General features: G+C 74.0%; 20 protein-coding genes and 1 pseudogene. 11 read left to right on the top strand and 10 right to left on the bottom strand.

Translation table 11 applies throughout. The features are described 5' to 3' along the window. The first annotated feature begins 83 nt into the window (after positions 1-83). Complete coding sequence (locus DQ237_RS10555) at positions 84-1,124, top strand: GGDEF domain-containing protein (RefSeq protein ID WP_113799895.1); 1,041 nt, start codon at positions 84-86, stop codon at positions 1,122-1,124. A 6-nt stretch (positions 1,125-1,130) separates the two neighbouring features. On the opposite strand, the gene DQ237_RS10550 is transcribed toward DQ237_RS10555, so the two are convergent. From DQ237_RS10550 to DQ237_RS10535, 4 genes are read right to left on the bottom strand one after another with little or no spacing between them, the layout of a single operon-like run. Beyond that, entirely contained in the window at positions 1,131-2,261 is a 1,131-nt protein-coding gene (locus DQ237_RS10550) for an NAD(P)/FAD-dependent oxidoreductase (protein ID WP_113799893.1), read from the bottom strand. Positions 2,262-2,288: 27 nt separating this feature from the next. Next, the gene (locus DQ237_RS10545) at positions 2,289-3,224 is read right to left on the bottom strand and encodes an alpha/beta fold hydrolase (protein WP_113799891.1); all 936 of its coding nucleotides are present in this window, start codon (positions 3,222-3,224) and stop codon (positions 2,289-2,291) included. 41 nt (positions 3,225-3,265) lie between these two features. Further along, entirely contained in the window at positions 3,266-3,829 is a 564-nt protein-coding gene (locus DQ237_RS10540) for a TIGR00730 family Rossman fold protein (protein ID WP_113799889.1), read from the bottom strand. 3 nt (positions 3,830-3,832) lie between these two features. After that, positions 3,833-4,291, bottom strand: coding sequence for a MaoC family dehydratase (locus tag DQ237_RS10535; protein ID WP_113799887.1), 459 nt, complete (start codon positions 4,289-4,291; stop codon positions 3,833-3,835). Positions 4,292-4,455: 164 nt separating this feature from the next. Between DQ237_RS10535 and DQ237_RS10530 the strand changes: the two genes are divergently transcribed. From DQ237_RS10530 to DQ237_RS10510, 5 genes are all read left to right on the top strand, one after another. After that, positions 4,456-4,932, top strand: a complete 477-nt coding sequence (locus DQ237_RS10530) for an NUDIX domain-containing protein (RefSeq protein ID WP_113800109.1) — start codon at positions 4,456-4,458, stop codon at positions 4,930-4,932. Between the two features lie 77 nt (positions 4,933-5,009). After that, on the top strand, positions 5,010-5,780 hold the full coding sequence (locus DQ237_RS10525; RefSeq protein WP_113799885.1) for a hypothetical protein: 771 nt from the start codon (positions 5,010-5,012) through the stop codon (positions 5,778-5,780). Between the two features lie 46 nt (positions 5,781-5,826). Beyond that, complete coding sequence (locus tag DQ237_RS10520; RefSeq protein WP_113799883.1) at positions 5,827-6,717, top strand: 1,4-dihydroxy-2-naphthoyl-CoA synthase; 891 nt, start codon at positions 5,827-5,829, stop codon at positions 6,715-6,717. A gap of 58 nt (positions 6,718-6,775) precedes the next feature. Next, positions 6,776-7,108 (top strand): hypothetical protein, encoded by a 333-nt coding sequence (locus tag DQ237_RS10515; protein ID WP_113799881.1) that lies wholly within the window; start codon positions 6,776-6,778, stop codon positions 7,106-7,108. 124 nt (positions 7,109-7,232) lie between these two features. Then, positions 7,233-7,823, top strand: coding sequence for a TetR-like C-terminal domain-containing protein (locus DQ237_RS10510; protein ID WP_113799879.1), 591 nt, complete (start codon positions 7,233-7,235; stop codon positions 7,821-7,823). A 19-nt stretch (positions 7,824-7,842) separates the two neighbouring features. Here DQ237_RS10510 and DQ237_RS10505 read toward each other — a convergent pair whose 3' ends face one another. Further along, complete coding sequence (locus tag DQ237_RS10505) at positions 7,843-8,547, bottom strand: TetR/AcrR family transcriptional regulator (RefSeq protein ID WP_113799877.1); 705 nt, start codon at positions 8,545-8,547, stop codon at positions 7,843-7,845. Positions 8,548-8,700: 153 nt separating this feature from the next. Here DQ237_RS10505 and DQ237_RS10500 point away from each other — a divergent pair, with 153 nt between their 5' ends. Together DQ237_RS10500 and DQ237_RS10495 are read left to right on the top strand one after the other, a co-directional pair. Next, entirely contained in the window at positions 8,701-9,816 is a 1,116-nt protein-coding gene (locus DQ237_RS10500; protein ID WP_113799875.1) for an NDMA-dependent alcohol dehydrogenase, read from the top strand. A gap of 76 nt (positions 9,817-9,892) precedes the next feature. Beyond that, entirely contained in the window at positions 9,893-10,561 is a 669-nt protein-coding gene (locus tag DQ237_RS10495) for an HAD family hydrolase (RefSeq protein ID WP_113799873.1), read from the top strand. Positions 10,562-10,565: 4 nt separating this feature from the next. Here the strand turns inward: DQ237_RS10495 and DQ237_RS10490 are convergent, their stop codons facing one another. From DQ237_RS10490 to DQ237_RS10475, 4 genes are all read right to left on the bottom strand, one after another. Beyond that, a complete protein-coding gene (locus DQ237_RS10490) occupies positions 10,566-11,384 on the bottom strand; it encodes a glycerophosphodiester phosphodiesterase family protein (protein WP_113799871.1) in 819 nt (272 codons plus the stop codon). Between the two features lie 131 nt (positions 11,385-11,515). Then, positions 11,516-12,481 (bottom strand): glucosyl-3-phosphoglycerate synthase, encoded by a 966-nt coding sequence (locus tag DQ237_RS10485; RefSeq protein ID WP_113799869.1) that lies wholly within the window; start codon positions 12,479-12,481, stop codon positions 11,516-11,518. 82 nt (positions 12,482-12,563) lie between these two features. Beyond that, positions 12,564-15,146 carry a diguanylate cyclase domain-containing protein gene (locus tag DQ237_RS10480; protein WP_113799867.1) on the bottom strand — a complete coding sequence of 861 codons (2,583 nt, stop codon included), beginning with the start codon at positions 15,144-15,146 and terminating at the stop codon, positions 12,564-12,566. Next, the gene (locus DQ237_RS10475) at positions 15,143-17,041 is read right to left on the bottom strand and encodes a bifunctional diguanylate cyclase/phosphodiesterase (protein ID WP_113799865.1); all 1,899 of its coding nucleotides are present in this window, start codon (positions 17,039-17,041) and stop codon (positions 15,143-15,145) included. The genes DQ237_RS10480 and DQ237_RS10475 overlap by 4 nt, the downstream gene beginning before the upstream one ends. Positions 17,042-17,168: 127 nt before the next feature. Between DQ237_RS10475 and DQ237_RS10470 the strand changes: the two genes are divergently transcribed. Further along, on the top strand, positions 17,169-17,954 hold the full coding sequence (locus DQ237_RS10470; protein WP_166509569.1) for an SGNH/GDSL hydrolase family protein: 786 nt from the start codon (positions 17,169-17,171) through the stop codon (positions 17,952-17,954). A 101-nt stretch (positions 17,955-18,055) separates the two neighbouring features. Here DQ237_RS10470 and DQ237_RS20195 read toward each other — a convergent pair whose 3' ends face one another. Then, entirely contained in the window at positions 18,056-18,610 is a 555-nt protein-coding gene (locus DQ237_RS20195) for a DUF559 domain-containing protein (protein WP_240619556.1), read from the bottom strand. A gap of 515 nt (positions 18,611-19,125) precedes the next feature. Here DQ237_RS20195 and fdh point away from each other — a divergent pair. After that, a pseudogene (gene fdh, locus DQ237_RS10455) lies at positions 19,126-22,419 on the top strand (formate dehydrogenase). 46 nt (positions 22,420-22,465) lie between these two features. After that, positions 22,466-23,527 carry a 4Fe-4S dicluster domain-containing protein gene (locus tag DQ237_RS10450; protein ID WP_113799859.1) on the top strand — a complete coding sequence of 354 codons (1,062 nt, stop codon included), beginning with the start codon at positions 22,466-22,468 and terminating at the stop codon, positions 23,525-23,527.

The following is a 23,527-nucleotide window of genomic DNA, read 5'->3' as shown; positions in this document are numbered from 1 at the left end:
CGGCTCCCCCGGACGGGTCAGGACAACATTCCGGAACCAGGTATTCCGCTCATGTCACGGGGGTTGCGTGCCGATGGGAGGAGGTGAGCATCCCGGCGTCGCTGCGCGCGCGTGACCCGCGCACCGCCGCACGCACGGCGGTGATCGTGCTCCTGGTCTGCACCGGGATGATGGCCCTGGTCGGGGTGATCGGGCCCTCGACCGACAGCGACGCCAGCAGTGCCGTCGTGTGGGCCTGCTGTGCCGGGCTGTCCGCGACGGCCGGCATCTTCCACTGGGTCCCCGCGCAGCGGCTGGACCGGGTCGGCGGGTTCATCGGGCTGGCCGTGATCGGCGTGACGGTCCTCTGCGCGCTCGCCGTCGAGGCCGGCGGCACGTCCACGCGGGGCCAGGCCTTCCTCGTCTTCGTCGTCCTGTACGCCGGGTTCCACCTGCGGACGGCAGGGGCGGTGCTCGTCACCGCCCAGACGATCGTGGCCGGCGGGATCATGCTGTTCACCACGCACGCCGTGGAGTCCGCCTTCACCGACTTCGTCTTCTTCGGCTGCATGCTCGGGGTGACCGGTGGGCTGCTGACCCGCTCGGTGAACGCGCAGGAACGGCTCGTCGGGGCGCTCACCCGCCAGGCCGACGTCGATGCGCTGACCGGCCTGGTCACCCGCCGCGTTCTGGACCGCGCGCTCACCACGGCGCTGGCCCGCACCGGCCCCGAGGCCGGGACGGCGCTGCTGCTCATGGACGTCGACGAGTTCAAGTCCATCAACGACGCGCACGGGCATCTCGCCGGCGACGACGCCCTGGTGCACCTCTCGAAGATCATCAAGCAGCAGACGCGCTCCAGCGATGCGGTCGTGAGCCGGATGGGCGGCGACGAGGTCGCCGTGCTGCTGAGGGACTGCACGCGCGACACCGCCGTCCGCCGCGCCGAGCAGCTCCTCGACGCCGTCCGGGGCGAGCCGCTGGTGCTGCCCGACGGCACCCTCTACGGCCTCTCCATCAGCCTCGGCGTCGCGCACGCCGACCGGTCGGGGGACGACCTGCGCACGCTGTACGCAGCGGCCGACGACGCGCTCTACGCCGCCAAGCGCGGCGGTCGCGGCCGCGTCGAGGTCGCGTTCGCCTGAGCCGGCTCAGCGCAGCCGGCGGACCGCCGCGGCCAGCGTGCGCGCCCGGAGCCGGCCGTCGGCCAGCCCGAGGTCCACGACGTCGTCGAACACCCGCTGGTCGTGGGCGGCGGCGCGGAGGACGGCGTCCATCAGGGCCGGACGGCTGCTGAGCCGGGAGGCCACCGACGAGTGCAGCAGGTGCCGTCCGAGGCGACGGCTCAGAGCGCGGCGCATCGATGCCCCCGGATCGCCGCCGGAGACGGCCGCCTCGCCCGCGAGCGCTCCCGACAGCACCGCGTAGAAGATCCCCTCGCCGGTGAGGGGGTTGATCAGCGACGCCGCGTCGCCGGCCAGCAGCACCCGCCCGTCGGGCTGCCGCGGCCGCCCGGTGCTCAGCGGCAACCGGTGCGCCCGCAGCGCCTCGACCTCGACGCCGGGGAGCAAGCGGTGCAGCCCCTCGACCAGGCCGGCACGGGTGGCCCCGCCGGAGACCAGCTCGCCGTAACCGACGTTGGCCCGCCCGTCGCCGAGCGGGAAGGACCAGGCGTAGGCCGGCCAGCGCTGCTCGGTCGTGATCAGCACCTGGACGCCGGACTGGCCGGGCGGCTCGGGCGCGTAGCCGCGGATCGCCACGGCGAGCTGGTGCGGCAGGTTGCGCTGCACCCGCAACGCCCGGCGGACCACGGACTCCGCGCCGTCGGCCGCCACGACGACGTCGGCGGTGAGTGCGCGGTCCAGCTCCACGTGGCGGCCGCGCATGCGGACGTGCCGGACCTGCCACCGGCGCAGCTCGGCGCCGGCGTCCTGTGCCGCTGCGACCAGCCGAGCGTCGAGGACGGCGCGGGGGATCACGTGGGAAGGGCGCCGGGTGGCCCGCTCCACCGTGGTGTCGCGGGGCGAGCGCAGCCGGAGCCGGGGGACGGCCGGATAGCCGGAGGTGACGAAAGCCGGGTCCAGCCCCAGCCCGGCCAGGACGTCGAGGGCCTCGGGGGCGATGCCGTCACCGCAGACCTTGTCGCGCGGGAAGTCGGCGCGGTCGAGGACGAGGACGCGCGCGTCGGGGGCGGCCCGCCGCGCGGCCAGGGCGGCCGCCGAACCGGCCGGCCCGCCCCCCACGACGACGACGTCCCAGTGCTCGGGGCGGGTGGGGTGCATGCCCGGGACGCTAGGCAGCGGCGCGGATCAGCGCCCGACGGGCCTCGGCACGCCGTCCCAGTTCTGCGCGAGCAGCCGCCGCCAGCTGTCCAGGTCGTGGTTCGCCGGCTCGGTGGTGGCGATGAAGTCGAGCAGCACGTCGCAGAACCGGCCCGGCTCGTCCAGGTGCGGCCAGTGCCCGGCGCCCTCGAAGACCTCGACCCGGGCCGAGGGCACGAGCGTGCGCACCGCCTCGGCGTGCTGGGCCGGGACGATCGGGTCGCGGCTGCCCCAGATGACCAGCATCGGCACCGAATCGGCGAGGTAGATCCGGTCCAGCGCCGTGACCGACTGCCCGCGCGCGTCCACGACGCCGCGCAGTGTGCGCAGGAAGGCCCGCCGTGCCTCGATGTCCTTGAGCCCCAGCAGGGCGTCGAGTGCCTGGGCGAGGTCGCCGAGCCGCCGCCACCCGGCCACCCGGCCCACGTTCTCCACCGCCTGCAGGCCCGCGCGCAGCGGCGGGGAGACCTCGGCGAGGGCGGTGATGACGAGCTCCGCACCCGGAAGGGTGGCGGCGCGGAGCCCGGCGGAGAGCTCCGGGCCGAGGCCACCGCTGCCCACCAGGGCGAGCCGCTCGCAGCGCTCGGGGAACTGGTAGGCGAACTGCAGCGCGATGCCGCCGCCCAGGGAGTGGCCGACGACGGTCGCGCGCTCGACGTCGAGCACGGTGAGCAGGTCGCGCATCCCGTTGGCGTAGGCGGCCAGCGAGTAGTCGCCGCGCGGCTTGTCGGAGTTGCCGTGCCCCAGGAGGTCGGGCGCGATCACGGTGTGCGTCTGCGCCAGCCGGTCGATGACCTTGGCCCAGGTCTGGCAGTTGTTCCCGATGCCGTGCAGCAGGAGGAGGACCGGTCCGCTCCCCGCGCGGATGAAGGCGCGCTTGTGCCCGTGGACGATCCGGCTGTCGGAGACCTGGCGAGAAGGCATCGCCCCAGTGCACCACGATTCGTGTTGCTGGGGGGTTACATCTACCGCGCCGTCCATTTCCGCGGCGGGTGCTCGTAGCCCTCGACGAAGGTCAGCAGCCCCGCGGCGTCCTCGACCACGCCCAGCGCCTCGAGCCGCCGGGCGTCGAGGTAGCCGTCGTCGACCATCCGGCGGAGCTGGCCGAGCAGCGGCTGCCAGAAACCGTCGACGTCGAGCAGCAGGGTGGGCTTCGCGTGCAGGCCGAGCATCCCCCACGTCCAGGCCTCGAACAGCTCCTCGAGCGTGCCGGCCGCGCCGGGCAGCGCGACGAAGGCGTCGGAGAGCTCCGCCATGCGCGCCTTGCGCTCGTGCATCGTCTGCACGACGTCGAGCCGCGGCAGGCCCGCGTGCGCGACCTCGTCGTCGACCAGGTGCTGGGGCATGACGCCGATGACCTCGCCGCCGGCGGCCAGGGCGGCGTCGGCGACCGTGCCCATCATCCCCACGTGCCCGCCGCCGTAGACGATCCCGACCCCGGCCCGGGCCAGGTCGGTCGCGAAGGCGGCGGCTGCCGCGGTGTGCGTGGGCGGACCGGCGTGCGACCCGGTGAAGACGGCGATGCGCAAGCGTCAGCCGCCGTAGTAGCGGTAGACCGGCTCGGCGATGCAGACCGGCTTGTCGCCGCCCTCGCGCTCGATGACGCAGGAGAAGGTCAGCTGCTTGCCGCCGGCGATCTCCTCGACCCCGGCCAGCGTCGCGGTCAGCCGCACCCGGGAGCCCACCGGCACCGGGGAGGGGAAGCGCACCTTGTTCAGCCCGTAGTTCACGCCCATCACCGTGTCGGTGACGAGCAGGACCTGGCCGAACAGCGGCACGAGCAGCGACAGCGTGAGGTACCCGTGCGCGATGGGGCCACCGAAGGGGCTCTCCTTGGTCGCGCGCTCGACGTCGATGTGGATCCACTGGTGGTCGCCGGTGGCGTCGGCGAAGAGGTTCACGTGCTCCTGCGTGACCTCGTACCAGTCGCTCGTGCCGAGCTCGGTGCCGATCAGCCCGTCCAGCTCGGCCATCGTCGTCGTCGTGGTCATGCGGGTCCGTCCTCCGTCGCCGTGCACCCGCCGCCGGGGTGCCCCCACGGAACTTAGTCCTGCGACAGTCCGACCCTGCTCACAGGAGTGAGCAGGGTCGGAGCTTCGGAGGGGGAGTGGTCCCGCTCCCGGCGGCGGCCGCCGGCGCAGGGTTCACTGGATGCGTGCTGAGCTCGACCGACGGCTGGACCCTGTGCGCGCAGGGGCACCGGCACTGGGGCCGCGCCGGGGCCGCCGGCCTGCTGATCCACCGGGACGGCGAGGACGGTCCCGAGCTGCTGCTGCAGCACCGGGCGACCTGGTCCCACCACGGCGGCACCTGGGGCACGCCCGGCGGCGCGCTCCACGCCGGCGAGGCACCGGAGGCCGGTGCGCTGCGCGAGGCGGGGGAGGAGCTCGGCCTCACCCCGGAGGACCTGGTGCTCGGCGAGCACTCGGTCGACGACCACGGCGGCTGGGCCTACACGACCGTGCTCGCCCGCCCGGCGCGCCCGTTCGAGGCCTCCGACCTGCGGCTGGACGGCGAGAGCGACGGCGTGGCGTGGGTGCCCCGGGCGCGCCTCGCCGACGTCGAGCTGCACCCCGGGCTCGCCGCCTCGCTGGGACGCCTGTGGCTCCTGATGCGTCCACCGATCGGATGAATACCTGACGGAGGGCTGGGCACTCTCCCTCCGATGTCCTCTCCCCGGCTCGGGGCGGGGCAGCGTCACCGCACGCCATGAAGGAGCTCGTCCTGTCCCGCCACGCCGCAGCCCCCACCGGACGTCACGGCTCCACCGGCTCCGGGGCCGGCCGCCACGGGCGCCGCACGCGCCGCAACGGCTTCCTCCTCGCGTTCGCCCTGCTCTGCGCGGGAATGGTCATCGCCGTCCCGCTGACCCTCGTGCTCCTGGGCGGCGGGTCCGGTGACGGCGGCAGTGGCGGTGGATCGTCGCGCGACTCCGAGGGGGTCTTCGGCGGCGGTTCCCCGACCAGCGGGCCGGCCGGGATCACCACGGAGGCCAACCGCACGCCGGCGCCCGGTGACACGCCCCTTGCCCCGGCCGGCGACGCCCAGTCCGGCGGCGCCGGGAGCGGCGGCGGCCAGGCCGGGGGTGGCGGCGCCTCCGGTGGTGGCGGGAGCGCCGGCGGGGGCGGAGCCACGGGCGGTGGCGGAACCACGGGCGGTGGCGGCTCCGGCTCGGGTGGCTCCGGCTCGGGCGGCTCCGGCTGGACGGCCGGCGGCGCTCCGGCGCCCGCACCGGCGCCGAGCGGCGGCGGTTCCACCGGTGGCGGCGGCACGACCAGCGGCGGCACGACGAACACCGGCGGCGGGACCCAGCAGCAGCCGCCCCCGCCGCCTCCGGAGGAGCCGAAGACGGACTCGAAGGGCCGGCCCTGCCCCTGCGAGGTCATCAACGGCGTGCTGACCAGCGTCGTCGGGGGCGTCGTCGGCGGCGTGGGTGACACGCTCGGCGGTGTCGGCGGGGTGCTCGGTGGCGGCAAGTGACCCGGCGGCGTCCGGTCGGCTGATCGGCCCCGGCTAGGTTCGGCGCATGACCGCGCGCGACGACGTCTCCGAGATCTTCGACAGCTCCGCCTGGGCGCCCGTCGAGGGCTTCGACTTCGAGGACGTCACCTACCACCGCGCCGTGGACGCCGGCGTCGTGCGGATCGCCTTCGACCGCCCTGAGGTGCGCAACGCCTTCCGCCCGCAGACGGTGGACGAGCTGATCGAGGCCCTGGAGCACGCGCGCCTGTCCACCGACGTCGGCTGCGTGATCCTCACCGGCAACGGCCCCAGCCCCCGCGACGGCGGCTGGGCGTTCTGCTCCGGCGGGGACCAGCGGGTGCGCGGGAAGTACGGCTACGAGCACGACAAGGGCCGGTCGAGCGGCCGGCTGCACATCCTCGAGGCCCAGCGGCTCATCCGCTTCATGCCCAAGGTCGTGATCTGCGTGGTGCCCGGCTGGGCCGCCGGTGGCGGGCACAGCCTGCACGTCGTCGCCGACCTGACGCTGGCCAGCGCCGAGCACGCGCGGTTCAAGCAGACCGACGCCGACGTCGGCAGCTTCGACGGGGGCTTCGGCTCGGCCTACCTCGCCCGCCAGGTCGGCCAGAAGTTCGCCCGCGAGATCTTCTTCCTGGGTGACGAGTACACCGCCGAGGACGCGCACCGCATGGGCATGGTCAACCGGGTCGTCCCGCACGCCGAGCTGGAGGCGACCGCCCTGGACTGGGGCCGGAAGATCGTGGCGAAGAGCCCGACGGCGCAGCGGATGCTGAAGTACTCGTTCAACCTCATCGACGACGGCCTGGTCGGCCAGCAGCTGTTCGCGGGGGAGACCACGCGGCTGGCCTACATGGCCGAGGAGGCCGTGGAGGGCCGGGACGCCTTCCTCGAGAAGCGCGACCCCGACTTCGGCCGGTTCCCGTGGCACGTGTGAGCCGCTGACGACTGGGGACTCCCCGGACGCCGAAGTCCACCGCTACGAGGAGAGCACCATGATCGTCGAGGTCATCACCGGCGCGGACGAGCGCCCCGAGGCGCGGGTCGTGGACGTCGACGACCTGGGCCGGCTGCACCTGGCGCTCGGCCAGGTCACCGACGAGGAGGCCGGGCAGGCGCTCGAGCGCTCGGGACTGGGCCGGCTGAAGGACGCCGAGACCGCCTTCCTCGACGCTGCGGCGCTGCGGGCCGCCGCGGAGCCGCGCGCGACCGCTGCCGACTGGGCGACCCAGTGGGACGCGATGGTCGCCGCGGCGCGGAGCAAGGGCTGGTTGTCCGACGACGGAGGCAGCATCCAGGTGCACGTGGAGAGCGCTGCGGGCGCGTGATCGGAGGGCGCGGGGCTGACCAGCGGGAACTCGTCGGCAGATATGCGGCGAAGATCGTTGTGGTCACTCCATCGAGCGGCCACTATGTCCCGGTGCAGATGACCAGCTGTGCCGGGATCGTGTCGTGACCGGCTCTCCCGGCCGCCCGCTGAGCGCCGAGTTGTCCGAGCAGCTGCTCGCCGTCGCCGTCGACATCCTGGCCGACGAGGGATGGGGTCGGCTCAACAGCGACCGGGTCGCGGCCCGCGCCCGCGCCGGCAAGGCGGGGATCTACCGCCGCTGGCCCACCATGGCCGCGATGGCCCGCGCCGCCGTCCGGCGCTTCCGCCTCGTCGTCGTCCCGGAGGACTCCGGCTCCCTGCGGGAGGACCTCCTCGGGCTCCTCCACCGCTGGACCGCGCCGCTGGACCGCGAGGAGCGTGCGATCGCCAGCCTGGTGGGCGCGGCCTGCCACGACGAGGAACTGCGGGCGGCGCTCGACGACGCCGTGGTGCGCCCCCTCCGTGAGGCCGTGCACACCCTCGCCGAGCGCGCCGGCAGCAGGGGCGAGGCGATCCGCCCGACCCGCGAGCGGCTCCTGGCGGCGATGCTGGAGGCGTTCTGGTGGCAGCGCTACCGGACGGCCGAGCCGGTGACGGCGGAGAACCTCGTCTTCGTCGTCGACGAGGTGCTCATGCCGGTGCTGCGTGGGGCCGCGGAGCCGGTTCCCGCCTGATCGGGGCTCGCGCAGGGGATCAGCCGGCGCGGCGACCCAGGGTGGGGGTCGAGGGGAGCGCCACCCCGCCGACGCGCTGCTGCATCTCGGGCAGCGTCGCCATGACGGCGTCGAAGAGCTCCTCGGCCAGTGTGCCCAGCGTGTCGGCGATCTCCTGAGGGCAGACGCCCTCGCGCACCCGGCTCCGGTTGTTCACGATCAGCGCTCGCACCGTGGCCAGCCAGGTGGCCGCGGTCAGCGTCGCTGCGGTCGCCGGGTCGCCGGGAGCCCAGGTGGTGTCGGCGGTCCACTCCTCCCGGAGCGCCCCGGCCAGCCGCAGCTCGCTGTCGTGGACCAGGTCCCGCTCCCGCGCCAGGAGCGTGGACGATGCCTCGATCGCCGCGTGGTACTCGCGATTCTCCCGGGCCGACATGGCGCCGAACCGTCGGCGCACGAGGTCGACCAGGTAGTCGCGCAGAGCGACGAGCGGATCCGTGCCGGGAGTGCGGCCGCGCACGGCGTCGGCGGGGCCGGTGACCCACGGCGTGCGCCCGTCGAAGAAGAGCTCTTCCTTGGTGGCGAAGTGGTTGAACACCGTCTGCACGGCCACGTCGGCCTCGCGGGCCACGTCGGCGATGGTGACCGCGTCGAAGCCGCGCTCGGCGAACATCCGGTGCGCGATGGCCCGGACGTGAGCCCGGGTCTGTGCCTTCTTCTGCGCGCGTCGGTCGCTGAGCTCACCCACAGTGCGAGCATAGGCACCGAGCGTTCCCGTTGGCGACAAGACTGGCCGGTCGGTATGTGACTCCGGCGTCGCCGGCAGGGGTGTGCGGACCGGTCCGGCCCACCAGGCACCATGATCCCCGCCGCCGCCCGCCACCTTCGAGGAGGACCCCCGGTGCTCACCCGAGCAGCCGTCCTGCGCCAGCCGGACACCGAGTACGAGATCGTCGAGCTGGAGGTCCGTGACCCGGGGCCGGGCGAGGTGCTCGTGGAGATGGCCTACGCCGGCCTGTGCCATTCCGACGAGCACCTGCGGCACGCCAACCCGGGCGGCCGCTACCCGATCGTGGGCGGGCACGAGGGCTCCGGCGTCGTCCAGGCCGTGGGTCCGGGCGTGACGGGCGTGGCGCCGGGCGACCACATCGTCACGAGCTTCCTGCCGGCGTGCGGGCACTGCCGGTACTGCGCGAGCGGCCGCTCGAACATCTGCGACAAGGGCGCGACCATCGCCACCGGCCTGCTGCCGGGCGGCCAGTACCCCTACCGGCTCGAGGGCGAGGAGCTCGGCGGCTTCTGCATGGTCGGCGCCTTCGCCCGGCACACGCTGCTGAGCGAGTTCTCCTGCGTGAGGATCGACCCCTGGCTGCCCCTGGACACCGCGGCGCTCACCGCCTGCAGCGTGCCCACTGGCTGGGGGTCGGCGGTCTACGCCGGCGGCACGCGGCCGGGCGACGTCGTCGTCGTGGTCGGGCTGGGCGGTGTGGGCGTGAACGCGGTGCAGGGCGCCGTGCACGCCGGTGCCATGCACGTGATCGGCGTGGACCCGGTGGCCATGAAGCGGGAGTTCGCCGAGTCGCTGGGCGCCACCCGCACCGTGGCGAGCACCGACGAGGCGGTCGACCTGGCCCGGGAGCTGTCGCGGGGCACGGGCGCGGACGTCGTCGTCGTGACCGTCGGGAAGATGTCGGCCGAGGTCTACAAGGGCGCCGCGGCGTGCCTGGGCAAGGGCGGCACGCTGGTGCTCACCGCGCTGGGCGACCGGCCCTCCGACGGTCAGGTCGCGCTCAACGGGCAGATCGCCACCGTGTTCGAGCACCGGGTGCAGGGCTCGATGTTCGGCTCGTGCAACCCGTTCACCGACATCCCGCGCCTCTTGCGCATGCACGAGGAGGGCCGGCTCGAGCTCGACCGGCTGATCACGAAGCGCTACTCGCTGGACGAGGTCAACCAGGGCTATCGCGACCAGGCCGCCGGCGAGACCGTCCGCGGCCTCCTCGTCCACGCCGACTGACCCCTCCCGGGCGGTTTGTGCACTTTCCGCCCCGGCAGAAAGTGCACAAACCGCCGGGAAGGGGCAGTGAGCGCGCATGAGCTCCCCGCGCATCGCCGTCCTCGACGTCGACGGCACCCTCGTCGACACCAACTACCAGCACGCCCTGGCTTGGTACCGGGCCTTCCGTTCGCTGGGGGAGACCTTCCCGATCTGGCGCATCCACCGGCTGATCGGCATGGGCGGTGACCAGCTGGTGTCCGCGCTCGGCGGCGACGAGGTCGAGGAGCGGATCGGCGAGGCGGCGCGCGAGCGCTGGGTCACCGAGGCCGACCCGCTGATGGAGGAGGTCGCGGTGCTCCCGGGCGCCCGCGAGCTGCTGCTGGCGCTCAAGGAGCGCGGGCACCGGGTCGTGCTGGCCAGCTCGGGCAAGCCGCACCACGTCGACCACTCGCTCGACCTGCTCGACGCGCGTGATCTCGCCGAGGCGTGGACCACCAGCGAGGACGTCGAGGCCACCAAGCCCGCGCCCGACCTCCTGCAGGTGGCGCTGAAGAAGCTCGGCGAGCCGGTGGACGCCCCGAGCTTCCTGGTCGGCGACTCGGTCTACGACGTCGAGGCCGGCAAGAACGCGGGGATGCCGTCGATCGTCGTCCGCTCCGGCGGGTTCGGCGACGACGAGCTGCGCGACGCCGGCGCCCTGGAGATCTTCGACACCCCCGGTGACATCGCCGCGGCGCTGGACCGGCTCGACCTCAGCAGCTGAGCGGTCAGCGGCCGAGCCTGCGGAGCACCTCGTCGGGCCGGTCGGTGATCATCGCGTCGACGCCGAGGTCGCGCAGGAAGTCGATGTCGTCGGGCTCGTTCGCCGTCCAGACGTGCACCTCCTTGCCGGCCGCGTGCGCCTCGGCCACGTACTCCGGAGCGTCGCGGAGCAGCGCCAGCCCGGGGCCGACCGCCGACATCGAGCCGGAGAGCAGCTCCGAGCGCACCGGCCGCAGCCGCTTGCCGATCAGCTGGACCGTCTGCACGCCGGGCGCCATCGAGCGCACCCGGCGGACGGCGAGCTGCGAGAAGCTCATCACCCGGAACGCGGGCCGGCCGCCCCACGACGCGGGCTCGTCGCCGTCGAGGAGGCCGAAGCGGCGCAGGCAGCGGACCAGCTCCTGCTCCACCCGGCGCGCGTGCCTGGTCGGGTGCTTGGTCTCGATGGCCAGGCGCACGGTGCCCGGCGTCGCGGTCACGTACTCGAGCAGCCGCTCCAGCGTGAGCACCAGCCCGTTCTCCACGTCCGGCTCGTCGGAGACGGCGAGGATCTCGTCGTCCTTCCACGCGAGCCGGCCGCGGCGGGGGCCGAACTGGAACTGCTCCAGCTCGGCCAGGCGCAGGGTGGAGACGACACCGCGCCCGTTCGACGTCCGGTGCACCCGGCGGTCGTGGACGCAGACGAGCACACCGTCGCGGGTCATGCGGACGTCGCACTCCACGGCGTCGGCACCGATGTCGACGGCGTGCCGGTAGGCGGCGAGCGTGTGCTCGGGCGCTCCTGCGGTGGCTCCGCGGTGGGCGACGACCTCGGGGGAGCTCACCGGGGGGAGCGGGAAGGGAGGAGCGGCACGGGGAGATCCTCCCCGCCGGGCGGATCGTGCACAAAACGCCCGGGCGGATAGTGCACGAAACGCCCGGGCGGAAAGTGCACAAAACGCCCCGGGGGGCGAGATCAGCCGGCGAGGCGGGCCCGGTACTCGGGGACGGTGACCATCGGCGGCCGCTCGTCGACGGCGACGCCGGTGGTCCGCGGCACGAAGCCCTCGCCGTCGTGCGAGAACCGGGTGAGCAGGCCGCTGGGGGCGCGGGTGGATGCGGCCCGCGACAGCACGGTGGCCACTACCTGGCCGGCCATCTCGCCCAGCGCCTCCACCCCCTGCGAGGTGTGCCGGCGGGTGCCGAGGTCCACCTGGGCCAGCGAGGAGAGGCCCCCGGCGCGCAGCAGGTCGACCAGCAGCCCGACCTCCACCCCGTAGGAGGAGACGAACGGCACCCGCTCGAGAGCAGTGCGACGGCCGGCGTACTCACCGCCCAGCGGCTGCACGACGCCGGCGAGCTCGGGCCACAGCGCGTTCAGCAGCGGGCGCGCGGTCAGCTCGGTGACCCGCCCCCCACCGGCCGGGACGACGGTGCCGCCGACCTCCAGCGGGCGGGTGTAGCAGCCCTTCACGTAGCGCACCTGAGGGTCGGTGAGCAGGGGGCGCAGCAGCCCGGGCACGTAGTGGGTGACCTCGCCGAGCAGGTCGGCGTCGAGGAAGACGACGAGGTCGCCGGTGGTGGCGGCGAGGGACTTCCACAGCGCCTCGCCCTTGCCGGGCCGGGAGCCGTGCCCGGGCAGCACGTCGGCGGTGGCGACCACGGTTGCACCGGCGGCCCGCGCGACGGCGGCGGTGTCGTCGGTGGAGTCGGAGTCCATCACGACCAGCTCGTCGACCAGCGGAACTCGCAGCACCCAGTGCTCGCGCAGATCTGTGACGATCCGGCCGACGGTGGCCTCCTCGTCACGCGCGGGGAGGACGACGCTGACGCGGTGACCGCCACGGCGCTTGGCGCGCAGCAGGGCGTCGATGTCCAGGTCGGCGAGCGAGGTCGCGGTGCTGGTGCGCTCCTCGAACCAGGCGCGGGCGTCGGGTCTCACGACCCCCACTGTCGTCCACCGGCCCGGTGGGTCACCAGGGCGCCCCTGCGGTGTTCACCCGTTCGTCACGGGGTGGACGCCGTCAGCGCGCGGCGGCGCGGCCCGCGGCGAGCTGGGCGGCCAGGTCCTCGACGGTGAGGTCGAAGGGCAGGGCGCGGCCGTGCACCAGGTGCATGCCGGCGGCGACGGCGGCGTCGCGCTGCTCGTCGGTGCTGAGGGCGCCGGCGATCGAGGTGAGCCCCAGGGCCTGCGTGGTGCGGGCGATGGAGCCCAGCACGGTGAGCGCACGGTCGGTGTCGTCGCGGGCGGCCAGGGCGGTCAGCTCGACGCGGACGAGGTCCAGCGGCACCCGCGCCAGCAGCGCCCAGATGCTATGGCCCATGCCGTAGCCGTCGAGGCACAGCCGCACGCCGGTGCGCCGGACCGCCTCCAGCTCGGGCACGAGGGCGGCCGAGGAGGTCATGAGCGTCTCCTCGGTGAAGGAGAGCACGAGCCGGGCCGGGTCGAGGCGGGCGTCACCGACGGCGCCGGCGACCTCGCGGGCCAGCCCCTCGGCGTTGGCGGCGCCCGGGGGCAGGCTCACCGCCACGGCGAGCGAGGGGTCCAGGTCGGTGACGGCGGCGCAGGCCTCGCGCAGCAGCCAGCGCTGCAGGTCCGGGATGCGGCCGAACCGGTCGGCGACCGACCACAGCTCCAGGCCGCGGACGACGCCGCGCTCCGGGTGCTCGTACAGCGGGGTCGCGTGCACCAGCTGGATGTTCCCGGCGGCGTCGCACGCGGCGTCCAGGCGCAGCGAGAGGGTGCCCTCGGCGAGGGCCGCCGCGAAGCTGAGGTCCTCCATGCCGTCGACGACCAGGGCGTCGTACTCGGCCAGGCGCACGCAGCCCTTGCCGGCGCGCTTGGCCTCGCGCAGGGCGGCGTCGGCGGCGCGGAAGGCGGCCTGCCCGCCGACGGTGGCCAACCCCGCGACGCCGACGCTGGCGCCCACGGCGAAGGTCTCCCCGCCGGCGCGGAACGGCAGCGCCATCACGTCGACGACGCGCTGGGCGACGTCCTCGCCGTCGGCCACGGAACCGCTGACGAGAACGGCGAACTCGTCGCCGCCGAGGCGGGCGACCAGGTCGTCGTCCCGGACGACGGTGTGCAGCCGGCGGGCGACCTCGACCAGCAGCTGGTCGCCGGACTCGTGGCCGGACACGTCGTTGACCGCCTTGAACCCGTCGAGGTCCAGGACCAGGAGGGTGCGCTCCTCGTCGGAGACGACGGCGAGCTCGCGGAAGAGCAGCACGCGGTTGGGCAGGCCGGTGAGGTGGTCGGTGTAGGCCATGCGCTCCAGCTCGCGCTCGCGCACCCGGCGGGTGGTCACGTCGCGCAGGTAGAGCACGCGCCGGGTGCCGCCGGGGCGCTCGGAGGAGGTGACCTCGAGCTCCCGCGGCTGGGCGCCGTCGACCGGGACGCGGAAGTGCAGCGCGGTGCCGTCGCCGGCGGCCTGGGCGCGGGTGCCGGTGTGCACCGCCGCGCGGTCCTCGGGGACGACGAGGTCGAGCAGCGAGACGTCGCGGTCGGTCTCGCCGTCGATGCCGAGCAGGCTCCGGGCGGCGGGGGAGGTGAAGAGCAGGACGAACCGGTCGTCGATGATCGCGATGCCGTCGGAGCTGGACTCGATGAGCTCCCGGAAGTCCTCCTCGCTGCGGACGAGGTCCTCGGTGACCCGGCTGTCCTCGCGGATGCGGAGCACGACCCGGATGCCCATGAGGGCGAGGACGGCGACGATGCCGAGCTCGGCGCCGACGGTCACCTCGGCGCCCTGCAGCACGCCGCCGAGCAGCGCGAGGGGCACGCCGAGCACCGCGGCGGCGACGAGGACGAGCCCGGCGGAGCTGATCTGCGGGGCGGCGGCACGGGCGGTGCGCTCGACCGGGCGCAGCGGGGCCCGGTGGGCGGCGATGGTGACGGCGACGAGCGCGCCGGCGACGGCGCTGTCCGAGACCGCCGTCCAGAGCCAGGACGGCGAGACGATCGCCATGGCCTCGGCGCCGGCCGCGGAGGCCTGCAGCGCGACGCCGATGAGCAGCGTGGTGGCCGCGCGGCGCATGGCCGCCGTCGACACGGTGCACATGACCCCGGCACCGCCGAGCATCACGGCGGCGTAGGCGCCGTAGGTCAGCACCAGCGAGCGCAGGTCCTCGGGGGCGTTCTCCGGGTTGACCAGCGGGGTGCGCAGGACCTCGGTGATGACCAGGATCGCGGCGACGACGACGGCGCCGTCGACGGTCAGGGCGCTCCACCGCGTGCGGATGACGCCACGGGCGAGGATCGCGCAGGTGACCAGCGGCGAGGTGGCGCCGAGCAGCAGGATGACGTCGTCGACCCCGAAGCCGTCGAACTCGGGGCCGGGGAAGGAACCGGCGAGGAACTGGGCGACGGCGAAGCCGACCGCCCCGAACGCCGGCGGCCACCACGGGCGGGCGGCGGCGCGGTCCATGCGGGCCAGGCGGCGGAAGACCATGACCGCGCAGCTGGTGGCCACGCAGCCGAGGACGAGCTCGTCCCACTGCATGCCGGTGCCGTCGGGCGCGCTGAACGGCACGGCCAGGTGCAGGCCGAGGGCGCCGAGGACGACGGTCCACCGCAGCTGGATCGGGAGGTCGCGGAGCCAGGTCACGCCGTCACCTCGGGGGCGACGGCGACCGGGAGGTCGGGAACGGTCCGCCACGCGCCGGCGGCGAGCTGCTCGACCTCCAGCGGGCGGGAGAAGGCGTAGCCCTGCACGAAGCGGTGGCCCATGTCGCTCATCAGCGCGAGCACGGCCGGGGTGGCCACGCCCTCGACGATGACCGGCAGGCCGAGGCTGGTGCCCAGCTGCAGGACGGCGCGGCACAGCGCCCGGCGCTGCGGGTCGGTCTCGACGTCGGCCAGGAAGTGCTGGTCCATCTTGAGCACGTCGACGGGCATGCCGACGAGGTAGGCCAGCGACGACCAGCCGGTGCCGAAGTCGTCGACGGCGACCCGCACGCCCAGCTCGCGCAGGGTCTCCAGGTCCCCGACGACGTGCGCGTCGAGCAGCATCGACTCGGTGATCTCGACGATCAGCCGGGAGGCGGGCAGCCCGCTGGCCTCCAGCGCGGCGACGACGTCGGTGACGAGCTCGCCGCTGCGGATCTGGCGGGCGGAGACGTTGACCGCGACCGACAGCTCGTCGTCGGTCAGGCGGGCGACGGTGTCGCAGGCCTCGAACAGCACCCAGCGCCCGAGCTCGGTGATGAGCGGGGACTCCTCGGCCAGCGGCACGAACTCCTGGGGCGAGACGTCGCCGAGCTCGGGGTGCCGCCAGCGCAGCAGCGCCTCGACGGAGGTGGTGCGGCGCATGACGACGTCGACGACGGGCTGGAACGCCAGCCGCAGCTCGCCGCGGGTCAGCGCGCCGGCCAGGTCGAGGGCCAGCGTGCTGCGGCGGTCCTGGGCGATGCGCAGGGCGTCGTCGTAGCGGTGCACGGAGCCGACGCCGGCGCTGCGAGCGCTGTAGAGGGCCAGGTCGGCGCGGCGCAGCGCCTCGCCCGGGTCGACGTCGGAGGCCAGGCCGGTGACGCCGGCGGTCGCGGTGAGCGGTCCGGCGGGGGTGGCGACGTAGCCGAGCGTGCTGATCAGGCGGGTGGCGACGACCTCGGCGTCGGAGACCGTGCCGTCGACGAGGACGACGAAGTCGCCGTCCTTGCCCCGGGCCAGCCAGTCCTCGCCGCGCAGCTCGCGGGTGAGCCGCGAGGTGAGCACGCGCAGCACCGTCTCCTCGGTGCCGGGGCGGGCGGTGGCGGCGGCGAGGCCGTCGATGGAGATGAGGGCGAGCGCGACGGGGTGGGTGTCGACCTGCCGCTGCACGGCGGCCAGCCGGCGGCTGAGCGCCGTCCGGTTGGGCAGGCCGGTGACGGGGTCGGTGAGCGAGAGCTCGAGGAGCTCGGGGTCGACACCGCGGCCGCGAGAGGTGACGTCGCGGCAGTACAGGACGAGCGCACCGACCTCGGGGTCGGTGCGCAGGTCGCGGACGGTGGCCTGGATCAGCCGCCACTGGCCGTCGCCGGTGCGGACGCGGGCGGTGCGGACGGCGAACTCGCCGCCCTCGGCGGCGGCGAGGGTGCTGAACAGCGTGCCGCGGTCGTCGGGGTGGATGGCCCGCTCGAGCGGGAGGCCGGTGAGGGTCGCGGGGTCGCAGGCCAGGAGGGTCGCGACGGCGGGGGAGGCGAAGGTGACGCGCAGCCGGTCGTCGAGGATGACGACGGGGTCGACGCTGCTGCGCACGAGGGTGCGGAAACCGGCCTGGCTGGTGCGCAGCGCCGAGACGAGCCGGTGCTGGCGGCGGCAGACGGCGCTGAGCACGGCGGTCACGGGCGCCAGACCGAGCAGCGCGACGAGCACCCGGAGCAGGGGGTGGCCGGGCAGGAGCGCGGGGACGACGGCGGCCAGCGCGATGCCGAACGCGAGCACGGCGAGGAGCCCGGTGCGCCCGCTCCGGGGCGCGACCGGGCCCGCAGCCGGGGGCTGCCCCGGATCGGGGGCGGTCGTCACACGATCGTTGTCGGGTCGCCGCCGCGCTTGCTGCAGCCGCCGTTACCGTTCTGTCACCCGTACGGGTGGCCGCCCGGAGCGTGCCGCGGACCTCGCGGAACGGGGTCGTCCGCGTAACGTGACCGCCATGCTGCAGGGCTTCGAGCGGCCGCCGTGGTGGGCGGTGGCTCTCATGGCCGTCTGCACCGCGTTCCTGGCCGTGGCGCTGCCGATCGCGATCGAGCGCGGGCGGGTCCCGCCGGAGGAGGTCGCGGCCTCCCGGACGGCGGCCGGGTCGACCGGGTCGTCCGAGTCGGCCGACCCCTCCGCGCCGGCGACGCCGTCGGGGGCCGAGGAGCAGGACGCCCGGCTGCGCGTGGCGGCCCTCGGTGACGCCTACACCGGCGGCTCGGCGATGGACTCCGGCGCCGGCCACCGCTGGTACGAGCTGCTCGCCGCCCAGCACCCGTGGGAGGTCACGCCCTACGCCGTGGGCGGCACCGGGTTCGTGACCGGCGCCGCGCAGGGGCAGGCGTTCCCCGACCGGGTGCCGGAGATCGTGGCCGCCCGCCCCGACGTCGTGGTGGTCGCCGGTGGTCACGACGACGTCGCCGCTCCCGTCGACCAGGTGGAGGCGGCGGTCCGGCGCACCCTGGGTGACCTGCGGGCGGGGCTGCCCGACGCGCGCATCGTCGTCGGGGTGTTCTGGCCGGGGCGCGCGCCGGGCCCGGCGTTCGCCGTGGACCGGGCGCTGCGCGCGGCCTCGGGGGAGGTGGGTGCGGCGTTCGTCGACCCGCTCAACGACGGGTGGTTCGACGGCGCCAACCAGTCGCTGATCGGGCGCGACGGCACCTATCCCACCGACGAGGGCCACGCGGCCCTGGCCCAGCGGATCGGCGACGCGCTGGTGGCCGCCGGGGTGCCCGCGGGCTGATCTCGGGCGCTGCCGGTGTGATCTCGGGGCGCTGCCGGTGTGATCAGCACGGGTGCAGCGGGGCCTCGGTGCCCCGCGACACCCCGCTGAGCCCGGGGTGATCACCGGCCGAGCATCGCGCGAAGGCGGGCGAGCAGCTCCTCGGGCGCGTGCAGGTCGGCAGCGGTCACGAAGACCACCCGCCACCCTGCCGCGGCCAGCCGGCTCAGCCGACGGCGGTCCCGCCGGAACTGGCCCCGCTCGGCGTGCCAGGCGCCGTCGTACTCGACGGCGATGCGGAGCTCGGGGTAGGCGAAGTCGACGCGGGCGACGAACCCGGCCTCGTCGAAGACCCGGAACTGGGCCTCGGGCGCGGGTAGGCCGGCCGCTCGCAGCAGCAGCCGCAGGCGGGTCTCCTGGGGCGAGCCGGCCAGGCCGTCGGCGAGCGCGGCCACCTCCCGGGCGAGCCTGCTGCCCCGGCACCGGGGGAGCGCCGCGACCGCGTCGCGCACCTCGACCAGGGACGTGACACCGGCGCCGACCAGGCGGTCCAGGAGCACGACGCCGTCCTCCAGCGGTCCGCGCCGCGCGAGGTCGACGGCGGTGCGCACCCGGGCGGTGCGCGGGAGGCCGCGCGGGGGACGGACGACGTCGCCGTCGAGGGTCGCCGTGCGCACGACCACCCCGGCGCGGGCTCCCACCGGGTGCCGGGCGGGAGCACCACCTCGACCGCATCGGCGTCGGTGGCGAACTGCTCGCCGGCCCACAGCACGGCGGCGGTCAGCCCGCCGAGGACGGCGCCGGGCGGGGCGACGGCGCAGACCCCGGTGGCTCGCAGGGCGTGGGTGAGAGGCAGGGCGGCATCGGCGTAGACGTCGCGCCGCAGGCGCCGCCACGCGGAGCTGCGCAGCTGGTCGGGCGTCAGCAGCCCGGCCCGGACCACCTCTGTGCCGCGGAAGGCCCGGCCCTGCAGGGGTGGCGGACGCAGCGGCGGGACGGGCACCGGGGGAGGGTGCCGCAGTCGCCGCCGACCGCGCTGTCGTCGTCCACAGGTGGTGATCAGCACGGGTGCAGCGGGGCCTCGACCGGCCGCGAGACTCCGCCCGACCCGGGGTGGTCACCGAGTTGCGGGCGATCAGGACACGCACCGCGCGTCGCCGCCGCGCCCCGGTGGCGAACGGATGGCAGAGTGCTGGATGTGAAGACCTGGCTCGACAGCTGGCCGGTGTACCGCCAGCTCACCGGTTCCGACCCGATGGGCCGTGGCAAGGCCGCCCGCAGCAAGGGGACGGAGTCCACCGTCTCGCGCACCGCCACGGCCGACCGCGTGGTCAAGAGCGTGTGCCCCTACTGCGCCGTGGGCTGCGGGCAGAAGGTGTACGTCCAGGACGAGAAGATCACGCAGATCGAGGGCGACCCCGACTCGCCGATCAGCCGCGGCCGGCTGTGCCCCAAGGGCAGCGCGAGCAAGCAGCTGGTCACCAGCCCGACCCGGGTCACCACGGTCAAGTACCGCCGTCCGTACGGGACGGAGTGGGAGGACCTGGACCTCGACACGGCGATGGAGATGATCGCCGACCGCGTCCTCGACGCCCGCCACAAGGGCTGGCAGGAGACCGACGGCGGCAAGCGCGTCAACCGCACCATGGGGATCGCCAGCCTCGGAGGGGCCACCCTCGACAACGAGGAGAACTACCTCATGAAGAAGCTGTACAGCGCGATGGGCGCTGTGCAGATCGAGAACCAGGCCCGCATATAGCACTCCGCGACGGTGCCCGGTCTGGGTGCCTCGTTCGGTCGTGGCGGTGCCACGAACTTCCTGGAAGACCTCGCGAACTCCGATGCCATCGTCATCGAGGGCTCGAACATGGCCGAGTGCCACCCGGTGGGCTTCCAGTGGGTCGGTGAGGCCAAGGCGCGCGGCGCCAAGATCATCCACATCGACCCCCGCTTCACGCGGACCAGCGCGATCGCCGACCTGCACGTGCCGCTGCGCATCGGCACGGACATCGCGTTCCTCGGTGGGCTGATCAACTACGTGCTGAGCCACGACCTGTACTTCAAGGAGTACGTCGTCGCCTACACGAACGCCGCCGCCCTGGTGGGCGAGGAGTACGTCGACTCCGAGGACCTCGACGGCCTGTTCTCCGGCTTCGACGCCGAGAACCGGCACTACGACGAGTCCAGCTGGCAGTACGAGCCGGACGACTCGCCGCACGAGGGCTCCGACCAGCCGGGCGAGGCCGCCGAGCAGAAGCGCAGCGACCAGCACCCCGACGTGAAGAAGGCCGACCGCGCCCAGGCCGCCGGCAGCGGCGGGCCGCCGATAGCGAGCAAGCCCAAGCGGGACGAGACGCTGCAGCACCCGCGGTCGGTGTTCCAGATCCTCAAGCGGCACTTCGCCCGCTACACCCCGGAGATGGTGTCCGAGGTGTGCGGCGTCGAGCCCGAGGTGTTCGAGCAGGTGGCGAAGTGGGTCACCGAGAACAGCAACCGCGACCGGACGACGGCGTGGGTGTACTCGGTGGGCTGGACGCAGCACAGCGTGGGTGCGCAGTACATCCGCACCTGCGCGATCCTGCAGACGCTGCTGGGCAACATCGGGCGCCCCGGCGGCGGGATCATGGCGCTGCGCGGGCACGCGAGCATCCAGGGCTCCACCGACGTCCCGACGCTGTTCAACCTGCTGCCCGGCTACCTGCCGATGCCGCACGCCCTCCAGCACTCGACGCTGGACGAGTACGTGGCCGACGCCGAGGGCAAGGCCGGCTTCTGGGGCAACAAGCGCGCCTACATGGTGAGCCTGCTCAAGGCCTGGTGGGGCGAGAACGCGACGGCGGAGAACGACTTCTGCTTCGACCACCTGCCCAAGATCAACGGCGACCACAGCTCCTACCGCACGATCGCCGACATGATCCAGGGCAAGGTGAAGGGCTACTTCCTGGTCGGGGAGAACCCCACGGTCGGGCACCCGAACAGCCGGATGAACCGGTTCGGCCTGGCCAACCTGGACTGGCTGGTCGTCCGCGACCTGCAGATGATCGAGTCGGCGACCTTCTGGAAGGAGGGCCCGGAGATCGAGACGGGGGAGATGTCCCCCGAGACGATCGGCACCGAGGTCTTCTTCATGCCGGCCGCGACGCACGTGGAGAAGGAAGGCACCTTCACGCAGACCCAGCGGGTGCTGCAGTGGCGGCACAAGGCGGTCGAGCCGCCGAACGACGCCCGCAGCGACCTGTGGTTCTACTTCCACCTGGGCCGCATCCTGCGCGAGCGGCTGGCCGGCTCCACCGACCCGCGGGACCGCCCGCTGCTCGACCTCACCTGGGACTACCCGGTGGAGGGCGAGACCGCCGACCCCAGCGCCCAGGCCGTGCTGCGCGAGATCAACGGCTACGGCCCCGACGGCCTGCTGTCCACCTACATGGACATGAAGGACGACGGTTCGACGACGGGTGGCTGCTGGATCTACTGCGGCGTCTACGCCGACGGCGTGAACCAGGCCGACCGGCGCAAGCCGGGCAAGGAGCAGGGCCCGGTCGCCTCGGAGTGGGGCTGGGCGTGGCCGCTCAACCGCCGGATGCTCTACAACCGCGCCTCGGCCGACCCTGACGGCAAGCCGTGGAGCGAGCGCAAGAAGTACGTGTACTGGGACGAGGCCGCCGGTGAGTGGACCGGCCTGGACGTGCCCGACTTCGAGAAGAAGAAGCGGCCGGACTACGTGCCGCCGGAGGGCGCCAGGGCGCAGGACGCGATCGCCGGCGTCGACCCGTTCGTCATGCAGGGCGACGGCAAGGCGTGGCTGTTCGCGCCCGCCGGCGTCGTCGACGGTCCGCTGCCGACGCACTACGAGCCGGCCGAGTCGGTGGTCGAGAACGGCCTGTACAAGCAGCAGGCCAACCCGACCCTGGAGATGATCGAGGGCCCGTGGAACCGGGCGAACCCCGCGCGCAGCGAGGTCTACCCGTTCCAGGTGACCACCTACCGGCTCACCGAGCACCACACCGCCGGCGGCATGAGCCGCACGCTGCCCTACCTCGCCGAGCTCCAGCCGGAGTTCTTCGTGGAGGTCAGCCCGGAGCTGGCGCAGCTGCGCGGACTGGCCAACGGCGAGTACGCGACGCTGGTCAGCGCGCGCACCGCCGTCGAGGCGAAGGTGCTGGTCACCGAGCGGGTGCGGCCGATCAAGCTGGGCGACGGCACGGTCGTCCACCAGATCGGCATGCCCTACCACTGGGCCTACAGCGGCATCTCCACCGGAGACTCCGCCAACGACCTGCTGGGCATCGTGATGGACCCGAACACCCACATCCAGGAGTCGAAGGTCAGCTCCTGCGACATCGTGCCGGGCCGCCGTCCGCGCGGGCCGGAGCTGCTCGAGTTCGTCGAGGGCTTCCGCCGTCGGGCGGGGGTGCCCTCGGGGAAGGTCGGCGTGAACGGCCGCGACCCGGTCGAGGCGGACGCCGGCGAGGGAGCGACCTACTGATGACCTGCGACCGCACGACCCACGACCGCGAGAGGAGGGCAGCGCGATGACGATCAGCTCGGCCAGTCCGGCCTTCACCGGCCGTGATCCGGAGCACCGGCTGTTCGGCCCGCTGCCCGACGTGCAGGCGGAGGCCGGCTACCAGGAGGAGCACCCCAAGCGGGTCGGCTTCTTCACCGACACGAGCGTGTGCATCGGCTGCAAGGCCTGCGAGGTGGCCTGCAAGGAGTGGAACACGCTCCCCATGGACGACTCGCACGGCACGCGCGACGCTCTGGGCCTGTCCGGCATGTCCTACGACAACACCGGCCAGCTGGGCGCGAACTCGTGGCGGCACGTGGCCTTCATCGAGCAGTCGCGCACGGTCGACCTGCCGATGCCGACCTTCGGCCGGCCCGGTGACGACCGGCAGGGCTCCGGTCCGTCGCCGGCGACCGCGGGTGACGACGTCAGCCTGGCCAACGCCCAGCAGAGCGTGCTGAACGCCGAGGCGCTGAGCGAGTTCGACCCGCAGACCGGGCAGACCGGCGCGGACAAGCAGATCCGCTGGCTGATGAGCTCCGACGTGTGCAAGCACTGCACGCACGCCGGCTGCCTCGACGTCTGCCCGACCGGGGCGCTGTTCCGCTCGGAGTTCGGCACCGTCGTCGTCCAGGGCGACATCTGCAACGGCTGTGGCTACTGCGTGGCGGCCTGCCCCTACGGCGTCATCGACCAGCGCAAGGACGACGGCCGGGTCTTCAAGTGCACGATGTGCTACGACCGGCTGACCGACGGGCTGATGCCGGCGTGCGCCACCGCGTGCCCCACGCAGTCGATCCAGTTCGGCGACCTCGACGAGCTGCAGGAGCGGGCCGACGCCCGCCTGGCGACGCTCAAGGCGCAGGGCGTGGAGACCGCGCGGCTGTACGGCCGGGACGAGAACGACGGCGTCGGGGGCGACGGCGCGTTCTTCCTGCTGCTCGACGAGCCGGAGGTCTACGGCCTGCCGCCGGACCCGGTCGTGACCACGCGGGACCTGCCGGCGATGTGGAAGGCGGCCGGCAAGGCCGCGGCGATGATGGTCGGGGTCGCGCTCACCGCGGTCCTCGGCTCGCGGAGGCGCTGA

The organism is Blastococcus sp. TF02-8 (assembly GCF_003319175.1).
GTDB lineage: Bacteria > Actinomycetota > Actinomycetes > Mycobacteriales > Geodermatophilaceae > Blastococcus.
The sequence above is the reverse complement of the archived record's forward strand: the minus strand, read 5'-3'. Positions and strand labels throughout refer to the sequence as shown.

What these genes read in the sequence shown, in the direction of transcription:
- DQ237_RS10550 (WP_113799893.1), bottom strand. Translation starts at nt 2,261, where the DNA reads ATGCACCCCACCCGCCCCGAGCACTGGGACGTCGTCGTCGTGGGGGGC.
- DQ237_RS10545 (WP_113799891.1), bottom strand. Translation starts at nt 3,224, where the DNA reads ATGCCTTCTCGCCAGGTCTCCGACAGCCGGATCGTCCACGGGCACAAG.
- DQ237_RS10450 (WP_113799859.1), top strand. Translation starts at nt 22,466, where the DNA reads ATGACGATCAGCTCGGCCAGTCCGGCCTTCACCGGCCGTGATCCGGAG.
- DQ237_RS10525 (WP_113799885.1), top strand. Translation starts at nt 5,010, where the DNA reads ATGAAGGAGCTCGTCCTGTCCCGCCACGCCGCAGCCCCCACCGGACGT.
- DQ237_RS10515 (WP_113799881.1), top strand. Translation starts at nt 6,776, where the DNA reads ATGATCGTCGAGGTCATCACCGGCGCGGACGAGCGCCCCGAGGCGCGG.
- DQ237_RS10520 (WP_113799883.1), top strand. Translation starts at nt 5,827, where the DNA reads ATGACCGCGCGCGACGACGTCTCCGAGATCTTCGACAGCTCCGCCTGG.
- DQ237_RS10495 (WP_113799873.1), top strand. Translation starts at nt 9,893, where the DNA reads ATGAGCTCCCCGCGCATCGCCGTCCTCGACGTCGACGGCACCCTCGTC.
- DQ237_RS10470 (WP_166509569.1), top strand. Translation starts at nt 17,169, where the DNA reads ATGCTGCAGGGCTTCGAGCGGCCGCCGTGGTGGGCGGTGGCTCTCATG.
- DQ237_RS10535 (WP_113799887.1), bottom strand. Translation starts at nt 4,291, where the DNA reads ATGACCACGACGACGACGATGGCCGAGCTGGACGGGCTGATCGGCACC.